General features: G+C 35.9%; 13 protein-coding genes and 1 pseudogene. 9 read left to right on the top strand and 5 right to left on the bottom strand.

Going from position 1 to position 15,737, the window contains the following annotated elements:
- Positions 1 to 195: 195 nt before the first annotated feature.
- Positions 196 to 423 carry a hypothetical protein gene (locus ACG916_RS04215; RefSeq protein ID WP_004722685.1) on the top strand — a complete coding sequence of 76 codons (228 nt, stop codon included), beginning with the start codon at positions 196 to 198 and terminating at the stop codon, positions 421 to 423.
- Between the two features lie 448 nt (positions 424 to 871).
- The gene (locus tag ACG916_RS04210) at positions 872 to 1,213 is read left to right on the top strand and encodes a hypothetical protein (protein ID WP_419327581.1); all 342 of its coding nucleotides are present in this window, start codon (positions 872 to 874) and stop codon (positions 1,211 to 1,213) included.
- Positions 1,214 to 1,803: 590 nt separating this feature from the next.
- Here ACG916_RS04210 and ACG916_RS04205 read toward each other — a convergent pair.
- The gene (locus ACG916_RS04205) at positions 1,804 to 2,325 is read right to left on the bottom strand and encodes an acyl-CoA thioesterase (RefSeq protein ID WP_336952872.1); all 522 of its coding nucleotides are present in this window, start codon (positions 2,323 to 2,325) and stop codon (positions 1,804 to 1,806) included.
- 258 nt (positions 2,326 to 2,583) lie between these two features.
- Positions 2,584 to 3,462: pseudogene (locus ACG916_RS04200) on the bottom strand (patatin-like phospholipase family protein); the annotation flags it as partial.
- A gap of 245 nt (positions 3,463 to 3,707) precedes the next feature.
- On the opposite strand from ACG916_RS04200, the gene chrA reads away from it, so the two are divergent.
- Entirely contained in the window at positions 3,708 to 4,916 is a 1,209-nt protein-coding gene (chrA, locus tag ACG916_RS04195) for a chromate efflux transporter (RefSeq protein ID WP_419327580.1), read from the top strand.
- Between the two features lie 41 nt (positions 4,917 to 4,957).
- Here the strand turns inward: chrA and gltS are convergent, their stop codons facing one another.
- A complete protein-coding gene (gene gltS / locus ACG916_RS04190; protein WP_336952874.1) occupies positions 4,958 to 6,193 on the bottom strand; it encodes a sodium/glutamate symporter in 1,236 nt (411 codons plus the stop codon).
- 550 nt (positions 6,194 to 6,743) lie between these two features.
- Positions 6,744 to 7,988 carry a DcaP family trimeric outer membrane transporter gene (locus tag ACG916_RS04185; protein WP_336952875.1) on the bottom strand — a complete coding sequence of 415 codons (1,245 nt, stop codon included), beginning with the start codon at positions 7,986 to 7,988 and terminating at the stop codon, positions 6,744 to 6,746.
- 418 nt (positions 7,989 to 8,406) lie between these two features.
- Between ACG916_RS04185 and ACG916_RS04180 the strand changes: the two genes are divergently transcribed.
- The 4 genes from ACG916_RS04180 to ntrR all read left to right on the top strand — a co-directional run bounded on the left by ACG916_RS04180 (position 8,407) and on the right by ntrR (position 13,008).
- On the top strand, positions 8,407 to 9,111 hold the full coding sequence (locus ACG916_RS04180; protein WP_336952876.1) for a nitroreductase: 705 nt from the start codon (positions 8,407 to 8,409) through the stop codon (positions 9,109 to 9,111).
- Positions 9,112 to 9,694: 583 nt separating this feature from the next.
- Positions 9,695 to 10,588: a phosphoribosyltransferase family protein gene (locus ACG916_RS04175; RefSeq protein WP_419327579.1), complete on the top strand. Its 894-nt coding sequence runs from the start codon at positions 9,695 to 9,697 to the stop codon at positions 10,586 to 10,588.
- An 18-nt stretch (positions 10,589 to 10,606) separates the two neighbouring features.
- The gene (locus ACG916_RS04170) at positions 10,607 to 12,103 is read left to right on the top strand and encodes a nicotinate phosphoribosyltransferase (RefSeq protein ID WP_419327578.1); all 1,497 of its coding nucleotides are present in this window, start codon (positions 10,607 to 10,609) and stop codon (positions 12,101 to 12,103) included.
- A gap of 164 nt (positions 12,104 to 12,267) precedes the next feature.
- Entirely contained in the window at positions 12,268 to 13,008 is a 741-nt protein-coding gene (gene ntrR / locus ACG916_RS04165; protein ID WP_419327577.1) for an ADPR responsive transcriptional repressor NtrR, read from the top strand.
- 151 nt (positions 13,009 to 13,159) lie between these two features.
- On the opposite strand, the gene ACG916_RS04160 is transcribed toward ntrR, so the two are convergent.
- Entirely contained in the window at positions 13,160 to 13,534 is a 375-nt protein-coding gene (locus ACG916_RS04160) for a hypothetical protein (RefSeq protein WP_419330050.1), read from the bottom strand.
- Between the two features lie 361 nt (positions 13,535 to 13,895).
- On the opposite strand from ACG916_RS04160, the gene ACG916_RS04155 reads away from it, so the two are divergent.
- Together ACG916_RS04155 and sbcD are read left to right on the top strand one after the other, a co-directional pair.
- A complete protein-coding gene (locus ACG916_RS04155; protein WP_419327575.1) occupies positions 13,896 to 14,273 on the top strand; it encodes a VOC family protein in 378 nt (125 codons plus the stop codon).
- Between the two features lie 206 nt (positions 14,274 to 14,479).
- Positions 14,480 to 15,733, top strand: coding sequence for an exonuclease SbcCD subunit D (gene sbcD / locus ACG916_RS04150; RefSeq protein WP_419327574.1), 1,254 nt, complete (start codon positions 14,480 to 14,482; stop codon positions 15,731 to 15,733).
- Positions 15,734 to 15,737 lie beyond the last annotated feature (4 nt).

The following is a 15,737-nucleotide window of genomic DNA, read 5'->3' as shown; positions in this document are numbered from 1 at the left end:
AGATCACAAAAAAACAACATAATACAATGATTTGTTTTAAACATGTAACCCATCCTGTTACGCTTTGTTGCTTAGGTTGCCCATTTTTTCATCTGCACTTAGCATGACATTACTCCCTGTGATCAGCAACGCATTTAACAACTGACGCTCTCACAGGTCGTTATACGATCAATTCAATGAATTAAGGATGCCAAAATGAAACTCGTTAAAACACTTTTAGCTACTACACTTGCTTTCACAGCTTTCTCAACTTTTGCTGCTACTGATACAGCTGCAACTGAAGCTGAACAAGTTGTTGTATCAACTCAAGAACAACCAGCTGCAGCTGAAGATACTCAAGCTGCCGGTCAACCTACAGCTCAACCTGCGACTGAAAGCGCTGCTGAAGCTCCAGCGACTTCTGCTCCTCAAGCAGGTCAATAAGATTTAATACTCCTCCCGAGTTAGCAATTGGGTTGTCTAAAAAGACAATCTGAATAAAAAGACTAGATCATGCTGCGATTTAGTCTTTTTATTTTTCTAATGTCTTTTACTTGATCTTTGCTGTCTTTAAACAATTAGACCCAACATATCGAAATCTGGCTTTCTTATTATTAGAAAAGAAATTTGATAACTTTATATTCTTTCTGATTTGTAATTTTTGATCCTAAAAAGAATTAATTTTTTTATTTCATATAAATAGATTCCATATTTTAAGATTTCAAAAAATATTAACCTAAAGTTTAAAAACTCAATGCCTGTATCGCTTCATTTTGCTCAACTCTAGTATAGAGAGGATTTTTGAATAATTCATATATACTCTTTTGCACTTAAATCAGTTTGTAAATTTATAATTAAAACCTGACATATCCAGACTTACGAGGAATTTAAAATGTTAAAAAAACTGATCGGTTTAGGCGTCATCAGCACCCTACTTGTTGCATGTAGCAAACCATTACCGACAGACAAACAAAACTACTCAGGCACATGGCAAAGTGAGGATGGCAGTGTAAATTTGATGATTACGCCTGAAGGACGCGTTGAATATAGCAATAAACAACCTAATTCAAGCTCATCTGTATCTGCACCACTTTCTAAATTTGAAGGCAATAACTTTAGTGCTGGCATTGGACCACTTTCAACTGAGTTTAAAGTTTCTCAAGCACCGCAACAAACTGCCAATGGGATGTGGAGCATGACGGTAGATGGACGTGTTCTTAACAAAGTCAATTAAAAGTGTGGAACTGTCTTTATCAAATTTTTATCGTTTGAATTTATTGTCAAAGCCACCTAATTATTCATATAAGTGATTTGCATCAAGTCATTGATCATAAATGAAGCTTATGTTTTTGTATGAAATTTTGAAACTGTTGGTTATCAATTCGTTTTTTTACTTTTGAATCGTAGATGGTGATCCTACCGTGGGACGACAGGGATGTCGCCGTTGGGCGGGGGGTACAGGTATAGCCCTCTTCCATGAGCAAAAACAAAGCAATGCTTTATTTGCAGCGCAAGGTTTGGCATCTCCTACATAAGTGAGGCATCGCCTACTCAAAGGTATTTAAACTTTGAATGTAGTGTGGGTCATTGTAAGCTTTTTTAAAATCAAACAATTTATTCCGCTATACAATTGATTTGATTTAAATATTAATTAAAAGAAATTATATTCTTGTGTTTGATTTTTTTGAAAGGTTAACCATTTGTTTAAATGTCAATCGCTTAGTGCTGGCAAATATAGCGCATCACGCTGACTACATTTCATTTTAATTTTGAGATTATCTAAAGCGCCCCCTCATTGGCAACGAGGGGGGAAACTTAAATCAATTAACTATTTGAAGCTTTTTTATAAATACTACAAGAAGGATGATGATTTTCTTGTAAACGTGCCACTTTACGCTGCTCAGCCGCTTCAAAACGACAGCGTTTCCAATCATTATCCAGATTTAAAGCTGGAATTTGTTGTGGTTTACCATTTTCATCTACAGCCACCATGGTGAAATAGCAACTGTTAGTATGACGTACTGTACGTTTTTGAATATTTTGTGCTTCAACACGAATCCCGATTTCCATTGAAGTACGACCAACATGGTTTACACTGGCAAGAAAGCTGACCATTTCACCCACATGAATTGGTTCTTTGAAATTCACTTTATCGACTGAAAGTGTTACCACATAACTACCTGAATAACGACTTGCACATGCATAAGCGACCTGATCAAGCAGCTTAAGGATGGTTCCACCATGTACATTACCTGAAAAGTTTGCCATATCTGGGGTCATCAAAACGGACATGGTTAATTCTGACTGGTCATCTGTAGCTGGGATCATTTGATCTAATGGAGACATCGTATTCTAGACTCTATTTTGGCAGGAGATTTAAGTCTATTATTATATATCTTTTCAACTAAAAAACATGTTTAATTCGGCAATTGACCATTCTCTCAATTTATGATTATGAACACTGTCATTTATTTGAAGTATATCTTATTGGTTTATCAATCATTTTCTATTTATTCAACATGTTTGCTACGATATTTCTATATTTAGGTTTTTTCTGATCCGAATACTTGGTGTTGGATTTTAAAGTACTTCTAACTGTTGATCTTAGTTCTGGACTTGAAATTGCTGTTGAGCAGTTTCAATACTTTTCTTACTGGCAATAACCACTTCTAGATCATGCATACGTTGATTAGCTGCATCCATTCCAGCTTGCATAGTATCCTGACGACCTTTTACATCAAAAATATGTGCTTTTTCACGCAAATCTGGCTGAATCACAATATCTGCATTTTTTAATTCTTCAGCCGCTAATCTATTTTGCATGATATTGATATTTTGGTTAAATAGCCCCCAGACATTACTCGTTTCAGTATTGACAGGTTGTGCCAATATATCCACCGCAATCACGATATCTGCACCTAATTCTTTGGCAATATTCACAGGTACAGGGCTTACTAAACCACCGTCAACATATTCCTTACCTTTAATTTTGGTAGGAATAAACATGCTTGGAATAGATACAGAAGCTCTCACAGCCTGACCTGTATTACCATAATTAAAAATCGTCTTTTCACCATTTTGTAATTCTGTAGCAACAACATACATAGGTATTTTCATTTTTTCCAAAGGCATTTGATTGATTTGCTTATTGACATAATCTTCAACTTTTTGCCCATCAAAAAAACCTTTCATGCCAATTTTAAAATCGCGTACATCACCCACTTTCATATTGAGTGCAATTTGGCGTAGTTGTTCAGGCGATTTTCCACTGGCATAAATTGAACCAACAATACTTCCCGCACTTGTTCCAACAATAAAATCAGGTTTAATACCATGTTGCTCCAACACTTCAATTACACCAATGTGTGCATATCCACGCGCGCCTCCACTGCCCAAGACCAAGGCAATCACAGGTTTTTTCTTTGATAATTGTTTGTATTGATAAAAAGTATAGTCCAATCGCGAAGAGGCTTCCAAAACCTGTTGTGATGCCAATATACCAGCTTGCGATTTTTTTTCGGGTGAGTGTGCACATGCAGTTAGTAACAAACCACAAAACAAAGAAGCAAAGATTTTCTTTAACAATGACATATACTCTCAGATCATGGCACAATCTAAATTCGCCTGTATCTAAGCATAATTTGCAATGATTTGCTGTTGTATTTATTTATTCTGTCATGATTTTCGATTAGATTTTAAAAATCAATGTCTAAAATAATCCTAAAAATATGCCCACACTTTTTGAAATTTTTTGGATTTTTTTAAAATTAGGCTGTAGTAGTTTTGGCGGTCCAGCGGCGCATTTAGTGTTCTTTAAACAAGCTTTTGTAGAGAAAAGAAATTGGTTAAATGAGCAGCAATATGATCAACTGCTTGCACTCACCCAAATGCTCCCTGGCCCAAGTAGTAGTCAAATGGGCATGGCTATAGGTTGTTTACAACATCGATATTTAGGCGCAATTGTCGCTTGGATTGGATTTACTCTCCCATCAGCACTGCTAATGTTTGGCTTAGCAAGATTCATTCAGCAGCATCCAGTTTTTAATCTAGCCTTATTTTCAACAATTCACTCAATCATCTTAGCAATTATAGTCTTTGCTTTTTTACAGATGTTTAAAAGCTATTGTAAAACCAAACTACAATTTACCTTAATGCTGGTCAGTACTGTGTTGCTACTCTTATTTTCAAATGCATGGCTACAACTTGCGATTATCCTTGGTAGTGCTATTTTAGCCATTTTAATGACACGATTTAAATACATTCAAAAGGATTCAAATGTTTTTGCTAGTGGTAATCAGCAGGCAAATTTTAATGTATTACCGAGCTCTTATGATCACAAATCAATCTGGTTGATTGGATTTGTTTCAATTTTTTTTGCCCTGTGCTTAGCAATGCTTTTTTCCAACAAGCTACTATTTCAAGCCAGTTTTAGTTTCTATAAAACAGGTGCTTTAGTCTTTGGTGGTGGCCATGTGGTTCTTCCCATGCTTCAGCAAGATTTTGTCGATACAGGCCTAATCAGCAAACAAGATTTTGAATTAGGCTACACACTTGCGCAATTTATGCCAGGACCACTCTTTAGCTTTGCCAGTTATCTTGGTGCATATTTGCCCCTTACAACTTTTCCCATTGTAAATGCTGTCATAACAACACTGTTGATCTTTTTACCTTCTTTTTTCTTTGTTTTTTTAGCTTTGCCTTACTGGTCTAAGCAACTTGTGAATCCTTATATTCAAAATTCTGTGATACTCATCAATGCTGCAGTTGTTGGATTTGTCCTGTCTGTGATTATCCCTATGCTACAAAAAAGCATGGAAAATCCATTAGATATCGTCACCACCTGTTTAATGCTGTTGAGTTTAGAACTTAAAATTTCAATTTTTATCAGTATTCCTAGTCTTTTATTTATTCATTATGCCTTGCTAAATTTCATTTAAAAAGCCAGTGATATCACTGGCTTTTTAAATCTAAACATAAATTAAGCGATAAATTTTAGAATCAATTGAATCACTGTTGCATTAATTAAGTCGACAAAAAATGCACCACAAAGTGGAACAATCAAAAATGCTTTATGTGAAGGGCCATACATATTGGTAATGGCTTGCATATTTGCAACAGCTGTTGGTGTAGCACCCATACCAAAACCACAATGCCCTGCTGCCAATACAGCTGCATCGTAATTTTTTCCCATTACACGGAATGTCACGAAGGCGGCATATAAAGCCATCGTTAATGTTTGTGCACTCAGAATAATCACCAATGGTCCTGCTAAATCTGCTAACTGCCAAAGTTTTAATGAAAGTAAAGCCATCGCAAGGTAGAGTGAGAGTGCTGCATTACCAAATACATCGATCGCGCGATCAAACATTTTAACTCTTAAAATGCCTTCAAGTACATTACGAAGAATAACGCCCCCAGCCAATGCCCAAACAAATGTTGGTAGCTCAAACCATTGCCCTTTACTGTAACCGGTCATGAATTCAGCAAAAGCCAGACATGCTGCAAAAAGTCCCAATGTTGTAATCGCATTATCTGCAGTAATCAAACGGACTTGGTGTGGATACTCAAATGGAACATATTCCCCAAGATCAGAAACGGCTTGTTGATTGGTCTCATCCACTTCTTTTTGTGTTTTTGGGTTCGATAGCTGATAACGGTTAATCAGCAACTTGGCTAATGGACCACCGATGATCCCACCAATAATTAAACCAAACGTTGCGCTCGCCATACCCAACGCTAAAGCACCTTGTATACCATGCTGGGTTTCTAAAATCTCACCCCAAGCACCTGCTGTACCATGTCCACCTGTGAGCGTAATTGAACCTGCAATCAGACCAATCAGTGGGTCTAGCCCCATGACTGTTGCCAACCCAATCCCAACAAAGTCTTGTACGACAATAAATGAAGCAACACAAATTAAAAAAATGACTAAACCAAAACCGCCTTCTTTTAATTTTGCAAAATTTGCACTTAAACCAATCGAAGCGAAAAATACCAACATGAAACTGGTTTGTAATTCACTACTCGTGGTAATGCTATAACCCCAAAAATTATGGATGAGTAAAGACAAAATTGCGGCAACAAGTCCCCCAGCAACAGGTTCTGGAATATTATATTTACGGAGAAAATCAATCTTATTGACCAGGAAACGACCTAATAACAATACGATGACTGCTGCAATCAACGTATAGAAGGCATTAAAAGAAAATTCCATAAGTAATTGTCCATTCTTTGGCTAGATTTTTTGTTGTATAGGTATAGAAATGCTATTCCATAATAGTAGCAGACTTAAAATCACTCAGATTTAGTGATTACCTAATTGCCTGATATATACAACAAAAAATTAAAATAAAAAGCAGATTTTCAACATTGAAAATCAAAAAGGCTCATCGCGATAAATACATTAGCGATTAGATATAAACAGAATTGCAATGCTGCAAAAATTTAGAAAAGAAAATGGTCATGATGTTACTCCTATTATTGATAAAAGATCATTTCATCAAACAATGAGAAATACAGTTCTCATAAGTCATTCGCTTTACAAGAACAGGCCAAAACAGGTCATTTATCTATACGATAATATGAACATAGAAAAAAAGTGGGTTAATTATGCATTTTTTTAAGCAAATGTCTTACGTTTTTACAATTTTAGCTATCATTTTAAATTATATTTTTTTCTTATCTATTTCTTTTATAAATACTCATGCATAAAAAACCGAGGAGCATTCCTCGGTTTTTGGGATTAATAAATTTCTAAGCTGGAATTAGAAATTGTATTTCGCCATTAAACCTACACGGTTATCTTTATAAGATTGACCCGCGAAAGTTTCACGCTTACCGTTGATATACTCGATACCTAAATCAATCGGTTTCGCTGGAGAATAGATCACGTTTAACCAAGCTTGTTGAATTTTTTCATTCGCGTTTTGGTTTGCTTTCGCAAAATCTGTACCGTTGTCAGCAAACAATGCGCCATATGCTAAAGTCGAACGCAAATTAGGTAAGATTTTATATGTACCACCCACTTGAAGTGCAGTGAACTCATTCTGCTCAATATCGCCATTTACAATAGCATAAGCATTGTTACTGCCGTATAGGTAATTGCTATTGCCCACCACATAAGATGCATCAGCAAAAAGTTTTAAAGGATCCGCAACTTTAAAGTCTGTGCCAAGTGCAACACCCCATCCCGTCTTATCTTTACCAGCATTGTTATCTTTATAGTTTTCCACTAAAACACGTGCAGACGCATTACCGTTGCCATCAGCATATGATTGTGTAATTTTACCTGTTAACACAGGAAGACTATATTTAACTGCTGTACCTGTAGCCCCAGCACTATTACCTTCTTCAGCAGCAACCAATAATTTTGTAGTTGGTGCCAGATTGTATGCATAACGTACTTGTGGAATACGTGTAGTACCGCCACCTGCGTTAGTTGCAAAGTCAATCATTTCTGGCGCATGGCTAGATAGGAAGTTAGATGTTGTTTGACCGAATAACCAGTTGTTATAGGTTAAATAAGCATGACGAATACGAAGGTTTTCATTTACACCGTTACCTGCAAAGTCAACTTCAACTTTACCACCAACTTTAGCATCACCTACTGGCGTATTAAAATCTAAACCAATACGTGTTGTTTTTGCTGTCGCGCGGAGTTTGTCTTTCGCTTCTCCAGTAGTTGAACTAATTTTGTTGAAGTCGTCATCACCGCCTTCAATGATATAGTTGGCATCACCACGAACAAAACCATAAATATTGATATCTGCACCAGACTTAGACTTTAAGCCAACTGATGAAGAAGATGGTGCTGCTTGAACTTTAGATTCAACTAATCTCACTTGCTGTTGTTGTTGCTGAAGAAGTGCTTTTAATTCTTGAACTTCATTGCGTAATTGTTGAATCTCTTGACTGTCAGTAGCAGCTTGAGCTGTATTTACCATCAAAGCTGTTACTGTTAATGCTAAACTTTTGACGATCAATGACTTGCGATTTGTGAATAGACTCATTAAATACTCCTAGCCTTATTTATGATGTGCATCCGTACAATTTGATCTTTTAACCCCAATACTTTGCTAAAAAATCAATTTTTCTTGTTTTCTTCAGTAGTTTCTCAGACACCACATAAAAAAAACTTTGCACATATATGCTTGCTATTAAATTATGAAAGCGTTGAAACTAAGTTAAAACCCAAAAGTAACAATTTGTGTATAATTCTTACACCTTTGTAATCTAGCGTAACTCAACCCCTTTATTAAATCAGTTTTATCGAATAAGACTTTAATTTCAATTCTTTTTTCAGATTAGTATTTCTATAATCATTATATAATCTAAGGCTTAGCTAAAATTTCAAAAAATGAATATAACCCCTCTACGACTATCGTATATAGTTTATTTGATTGAAAACTAGACCAATAAAGGATTTTTATGTTTTTCGAACAGGTTCAAGTAATAGATCAAGTAATTACAAGCCGTCATTCAGTGCGTGCTTTTTTGGATAAACCTATCGATTTAGCCATTATTAAAGATATTTTAAATGTCGCATGTCGTGCACCATCTGGAGCAAATACCCAACCGTGGAAAGTATATGTAGTTACTGGTAATAAGCGACAAGAAATGATTGACCGTGTATGTGCTGCACAAATCGAATTATTTACCCGACCAGAACTCGCCGAACAGCATACAGCAAGTTTTTCATACTACCCGACCACTTGGATTTCACCGTTTATTGATCGTCGTCGTGAAAATGGTTGGGGGCTGTATGGACTTTTGGCGATTCAAAAAAGCGAAAAAGAAAAAATGGCGGCGCAACATTTAAGGAATTATCAGCTTTTTGATGCACCTATTGTGTTGTATTTTACTGTAAATAAAATTATGGGAACAGGCGCTAAAATGGACATTTCCATGATGGTGCAAAATGTCATGATTGCAGCAAAAGCACGTGGTATAGACAGTTGTCCTCAAGCTGCATGGAATCATTTTCATCGTATAGTCTTAGAGGTACTCAATGCACCTGATGATGAGGAGTTAGTCTGTGCTGTTGTGTTGGGTTATGCCGATCCAGACCATATTGTAAATACATTTATTACCCCGCGTGAATCTGTTGAAAACTTTAGCGTGTTCTTGGATTAGAGCGACTTTATTTAACAGCCTTCAATAATTTAAATCATTTTAAAATATTTTTATTCGGCTTCTTTCAAAAGCCCTTTTAAAAACTGAGTTCAACATAAAAGTTCCTCATCCTAACCTTCTCGAAAGGTGGAGAAGGAACTTTCAATAACAATATGATTTACTCCACATGAGCATTTTTTGATTTTTAAAAGATTTATTGTTCTGTATCAGTTGAACATGAATATTTCAACGAATGAATCATCCCTCCTGACTTTTTAAAGTACATGTTTTCTTATAGTAAGGGCTTTTTATCGTAGCTGTCTTTTATATAGCTATCGTCTTTTAGCGATCCCCTGCTTTTTCTTACATAATAAATGTCTAGGGATTAAAACCTGTTAAATCTCGAATAACAGACAGCATTAAAAATCAGCACGCTCTCACACACCAAATATTACAAAATAAAACAATGACTTAAATAAAAATCCAATCAAAAAGCATCTAATACCCAGGTTTGTAATCTTTTGTAAAGTAATATTGATAATTAAATAGGCTTTATGACACTATATATTTATTGGCAATAAGCCACTTTATAGGTATAAGCAACATGTCTATCCAAGTCAAAGATTCAAACAACAATATTATCCCTATTCAAAATATCCAGTTTGCGGGTGGTGAACGACATGTTCAAATTTCAGCAGATACGTTAAAAACGTTGAAAGGGCAAATTCAGATTCAAGCCAAAATCAGTAACACGCAAGATTTGATGGATTACTTGTTAATTGAAAATGTATTACTCAATCAAGGTTTAGAAATTGATTTGGAAATCCCCTATTTTCCATACGCACGCCAAGATCGAATCTGTGCGATAGGACAGGCATTCTCATTAGAACTAATGACAAAATTATTAAATATCAATACTGAACAATTTCCACAACAACGTAAATCAATCAAAGTTTGGGATGCACATAGTTGTGTTACTGAAAAACTTTTAAATGAAAATACCCATTTTTTTGAGATTGAGAATGTTCAACCCAGTGAAATCATTCTGCAAAATTCAAAGTTACAAGACATTTTAATTGCTCAAGACACCGTTTTAATCTGTCCAGATGCAGGTGCAAAACAACGGACCAAAATGATTGCCAAAGTCATCAATAGCTTACGAGATCACGAAATCGAAATGGTCTACTGTGAAAAAAAACGTGATGCCGTCACAGGAAAAATTCAGAATGCTCAAGTCAACGCAACTGATTTAACGGGCAAAACAGCTGTGATCACGGACGATATTTGTGATGGTGGTGCAACTTTTATTGGTATTGCACAAGAGTTAAAAAAATTAAATTGCCAACATGTGATTTTATATGTGACTCACGGGATCTTTAGTAAAGGTATGCACGTATTTGAAGGCTTGGTTGACCAAATTTTTACCACGACGAGCTTTCCTCAAACTGAACATCCAAATCTAAACGTCATTTCATTTAGTCGTTTCAATTCATTTTAATTATTTTGGAGAATAACAATGAGCTTAAAAATCAATCCACTGAATGCAATTGACTTTTATAAAGCAGATCACAGACGTCAGTATCCTGTTGGCACAGAATATGTTTATGCCAATTTCACGCCACGCTCTTCTGGTTTAGCGAAAATGTTGCCTGACTTCGACGATAAAATCGTGTTCTTTGGCTTACAAGGCTTTATCAAACACTTTTTGATTGAAACTTGGAATGAAGGTTTTTTCCAACAAGATAAGGCAAAAGTCATTGCTAGATATAAACGTAGAATGGATAACGCATTGGGCGAAGGTGCAGTTCCTGTCGATCATATTGAAGCTTTATATGACTTAGGCTATTTACCGATTCGGATAAAAGCATTAGAAGAAGGCAGTCGTGTCAATATAAAAGTACCTGTCCTCACTATTGTAAATACCCTGCCTGAGTTCTTTTGGTTAACCAACTACTTAGAAACAGTACTCAGCGCTGAATTATGGAAAAGTTGTACTACAGCAACGATTGCATTTGAATACAAACGCTTACTGACAACATATGCGATTAAAACAGGTGTACCTTTAGACTTCGTTGCTGTACAAGGGCATGATTTTAGTAGTCGCGGAATGAGTGGGATTTATGATGCCACACAAAATGGTGTAGGACATTTAACCAGCTTTATCGGTACAGACGCGGTTTCAGCGATTGATTATGCAGAAGAATATTACGATGCGGAAGGCATTGTAGGTGTTTCGGTTCCCGCAACCGAACATAGTGTGATGTGTATGGGCAGTGAAGACAATGAAATTGAAACTTTTAGACGTTTAATCACTGAGCTTTATCCATCAGGTATGGTCAGTATCGTATCGGATACTTGGGATTTTTGGCGAGTAATTACAGAATTTACTGTGGAGTTAAAAGACGAAATTCTAGCTCGCCAGCCAAATGCTTTAGGTTTGGCTAAATTGGTTTTTCGTCCTGACTCTGGTGATCCTGTAAAAATCATTTGCGGTGACTCAGAAGCTGAAATGGGTAGTCCAGCTTATAAAGGCGCTGTGCAATGTTTATGGGAAATCTTTGGCGGAACCGAAACAGATCAAGGCTATAAAGTTTTAAATGAGCGTGTTGGTTTGATTTATGGTGACTCGATTACTTTGGAACGTGCTTTAAATATTCTTCAAGGGCTAGAAGCTAAGGGCTATGCTTCAAATAATCTGGTATTTGGTATCGGTAGTTATACTTATAACTATTTAACGCGTGACACATTTGGTTTTGCAGTTAAAGCCACTTGGGGACAAGTCAATGGTGTTCCACGTGAATTGTTTAAAGATCCAATCACTGATTCTGGTATAAAGAAATCCGCTAAAGGTTTACTTCGTGTAGAAAAAACTGAAGACGGATTTGTGTTATTTGATCAGCAAACCATGGAACAAGAGCAACAAGGTCAGTTAAAAACAGTGTTTGAAAATGGGCAATTGATTCGAGCGTGTCGTTTGAATGAAATTCGGGAGCGATTGGCAAATCAGTTATAACAATCATTTTCAGAAACCTTGCTTTTTATTGCAAGGTTTCTGTGCTTAGGCTGCACCATTGCCAATCTCATTTTACTCAACATATTTTCTACTTGGCGAATCTCTTCCACCCTGTAATAATCCAAGACAATCCGTTACTTTAATAAAATTAAGCGAGCCTTACAGTGACCTTTAACTCCGAACAGGAATTTCTCTCCAACTATAATAAAAAGGATTATGAATCCCCATTACTTACAGTAGATATGGCGATTTTTTCTGTTAATGCAGGTCAGCTACAAGTTTTATTGATTAAACGTTCCAATTTCCCACAAAAAGATAAATGGGCACTCCCAGGTGGTTTTGTCGATTTGTCTAAAGATCAAGATTTGATGACAACAGCACATCGTAAATTGGTTGAAAAAACTGGACTTCAATCACCGCATTTGGAACAAGTTGCGACGGTTGGCAATGCAACACGTGATCCTCGTGGGTGGGCTGTAACAGCTTTATATTTTGCCCTGATCGATTTCAAAGCGTTTCAACAGATTGCCACTGAACAAAATGAATATAGTGAATGGATTTCAATTGCTGAGGCAAAAAAATTAGACTTGGCTTTTGATCATTTAGAGCTTTTAGATATGGCTGTTGACCGTTTAAGTAGTAAGGCACGTTATACAGCCTTACCCGTCAGTTTAATGCCTCAACTGTTTACTTTGACTGAGTTACAGCAGATTTATGAAATTATTTTGGGACAAAGTTTAGAGAAGAAGTCATTTAGACGGCGTATGATTGAAGCTGGCGCAGTTGAGGAAACAGATCAATCTAAGATTGCGGGCAAACGCCCTGCTCAATTGTATAAGTTTGCACTACAAAGTTATGATTTCCATTTTCCTCGAATTTTAGAGTATCCAAGGGAAACCACTTAAGCGCTTTGTATTAATTGGATAACAGCAAACAATGAAAACTTTAGAAAGATTAATCAAAGGGATTTACGCAATAAGCTTAAAAGCTTTGTCTTCACTTATCGACATCACTAAATTACTTCAGATCGACTTCTAATTGCCGTTTCAATTTCATTTATTGGTTTCCAAAAATAATGACATAAGTCCCTATTTGCATTTTTTCCTCTAAACAACAGACCAGTTTTCCTAAAAAATTCATCACTTTGCTATCGTTAAAATGTAGATCTCTAATTTTTAAGATAATGCCTTGTATGGCATTTTGATCGAAATAGTTATCTGAACAAGGATCAAAACTACACTCAAATTCATTTCTCAGTGGGCTAAACAACGGAAATAAATATCTAAATATTTTAATGACATAAGCAAAATCATCTTGCGGAATAAAATAAGTTCTATTGCCTTTATTTTGTATCCTCTCTAAATTTTCATCTTCTGCCCAAATAAAGAAACCCACTTTATCAACATATTTTGGATTTTCATCTATACTCAATTTGATTGTACGTTGATTAAATTCATTAATTTTTTGAATGATTTTTTCAAGATTGGGATGATATCTAGGATCATCATAATATTCTTGTACAAGTTCCGCATCACAATCTGTTGCTGCACAAATTTTTTCAATATTCTGCTAATGATAAACTTGTATGCAATGTGCTATCTCATCATATTGTTTTAATAAAGCGCAAGCATCTGCGATTGAAATGGTAATTTTTGCGCGTAATTCATGTAATTTTTCTTTATCCATAACACATCACTTTTAACTGCCTCATTCTTTCATTTTCAATATTTATACATCACAACTTTGCAAATTCTATTATCTTAATCAAAACATTTAAAATTGGACAATAACAATGAACGCACTAAGCTACTTTGAAATTCAGTCTTCAAATCCTGAGCGTGAAGTTAAATTTTATCATGAAGCTTTCGGTTGGAAATTTCGCAAAGTTGAAGGTCTACCCATTCAATATTTTCAAATTGAAACAGCCAACATACATGGTGGCTTATTGGAGCGTCCAGCTCAAACACCACCCACCCATTGTGGAACCAATGCCTTTACCTGTTCTTTTGAAGTTGAAGATTTTGATACAACTGCTGAAAAGATTTTAGCTTTGGGTGGACAAGTAGCAATGGAGAAATTTGCTATTCCCAATAAATGTTGGCAAGGATATTTTTTAGATGCAGATCATAATACCTTTGGATTAGTCCAAGTTGATCCCAATGCAAAATAACATTCAATAATTAAAAATCTAAATAAATGTTCGAAAAAACCTGTCTATATTCGGCTGCATGAAACAGTTGAGAAAAAGATAGCGAGTATTTTTTAAGAATTTTTATAAAAAATACAGATCATATTAAGTGATTAAGGCCTTACAGCTGATTTAAGCATTCAATTTGTGCTACCTTAATTTTAAATTCTGTAAGGCTTATCCAACTAATGACTGTACGCTTTCTTCATACTTCAGACTGGCATCTTGGACAATTCTTCTATAACCATTCTCGCCAGTATGAACATGAGCAATTTTTAGCGTGGTTATTAGCTCAAATCAAAGAAAAGCAACCCCATGCCCTATTAATTGCAGGCGATATATTCGATGTCATCAATCCTGCATCTGCTGCGCAGAAACAACTCTATCAATTCCTAGCCAATGCACATCAGCTTGCTCCACATATGCAAACCTTAATGATTGCAGGTAATCATGATTCAGGTTATCGCATTGAACAAGTTGAGCCCCTGCTTGAAAAATATCACGCCAAAACCGTCGGTGTGATTCATAAAAACGAGCTTGGTCAAATTGATTTGGATCGTTTACTGATTCCAATTTATGATGAACAAAAAAATATTATTGCTTGGTGCCTAAGCTTACCGTTTCTGCGCCCAGCCGAAATTACAGGTTTTAACGAACAAACCAATAACAGTCAAAATGCCATTGCCTATTTACATCAACAGGTGATTTCTGAAGCACGAAAAAGAAAAACAGATAATCAAGCACTCATTCTAATGTCACATGCCCATATGCAAGGTGGAGAAACCTCTGATTCTGAACGGCCTATTATCATTGGCAATGAGGAAGCACTTTCTACCACATTGTTTGAAGATAGCATTGATTATGTTGCACTCGGGCATTTACATAAACCGCAAAAAGTTGGTAAGGAACATATCCGTTATAGTGGTTCACCTATTCCCTTATCCTTTAGTGAAATCAACTATAAACACCAAATTGTCGACGTGAATATTGACCCGCTTAAAATAGATGAGTCACGGGTTTCATTTGAAAGTGTATTTATTCCCCGTAGTGTACAACTACATAAAATTAAAGGGGAATTGAACGAAGTTTTAGCCAAATTAAAGGCATTAGCAAGCGGTGAAATTGAAAATATTGATCAGCGTGAATATGTCGATATTGAATACCATACAGATGTTCCACCTCCGCCCAATTTGCGCCAACAATTTGAAGATGCTTTACCCAAAAACCGTTACCGCTTAGTTCGCATCTCAAGACAATACTTCTCATCAGAAAAAAATAGTGATGAAATTACTTCAATCAATTTAGAACCACCGACACCAGAAAAACTCTTTCAACAACTTTGGGAAAAAAATGGCTATACCAATGATGATGCTGTCTTGAAAGACTTTTTAAGCTTATTACAAGAAGCCGAAAAAACGCTTGAAAATGAACATGACGCATAGGAGT

The organism is Acinetobacter legionensis, assembly GCF_048552295.1.
Lineage (GTDB): Bacteria > Pseudomonadota > Gammaproteobacteria > Pseudomonadales > Moraxellaceae > Acinetobacter.
This window is presented reverse-complemented; position numbering and strand designations above follow the sequence as displayed.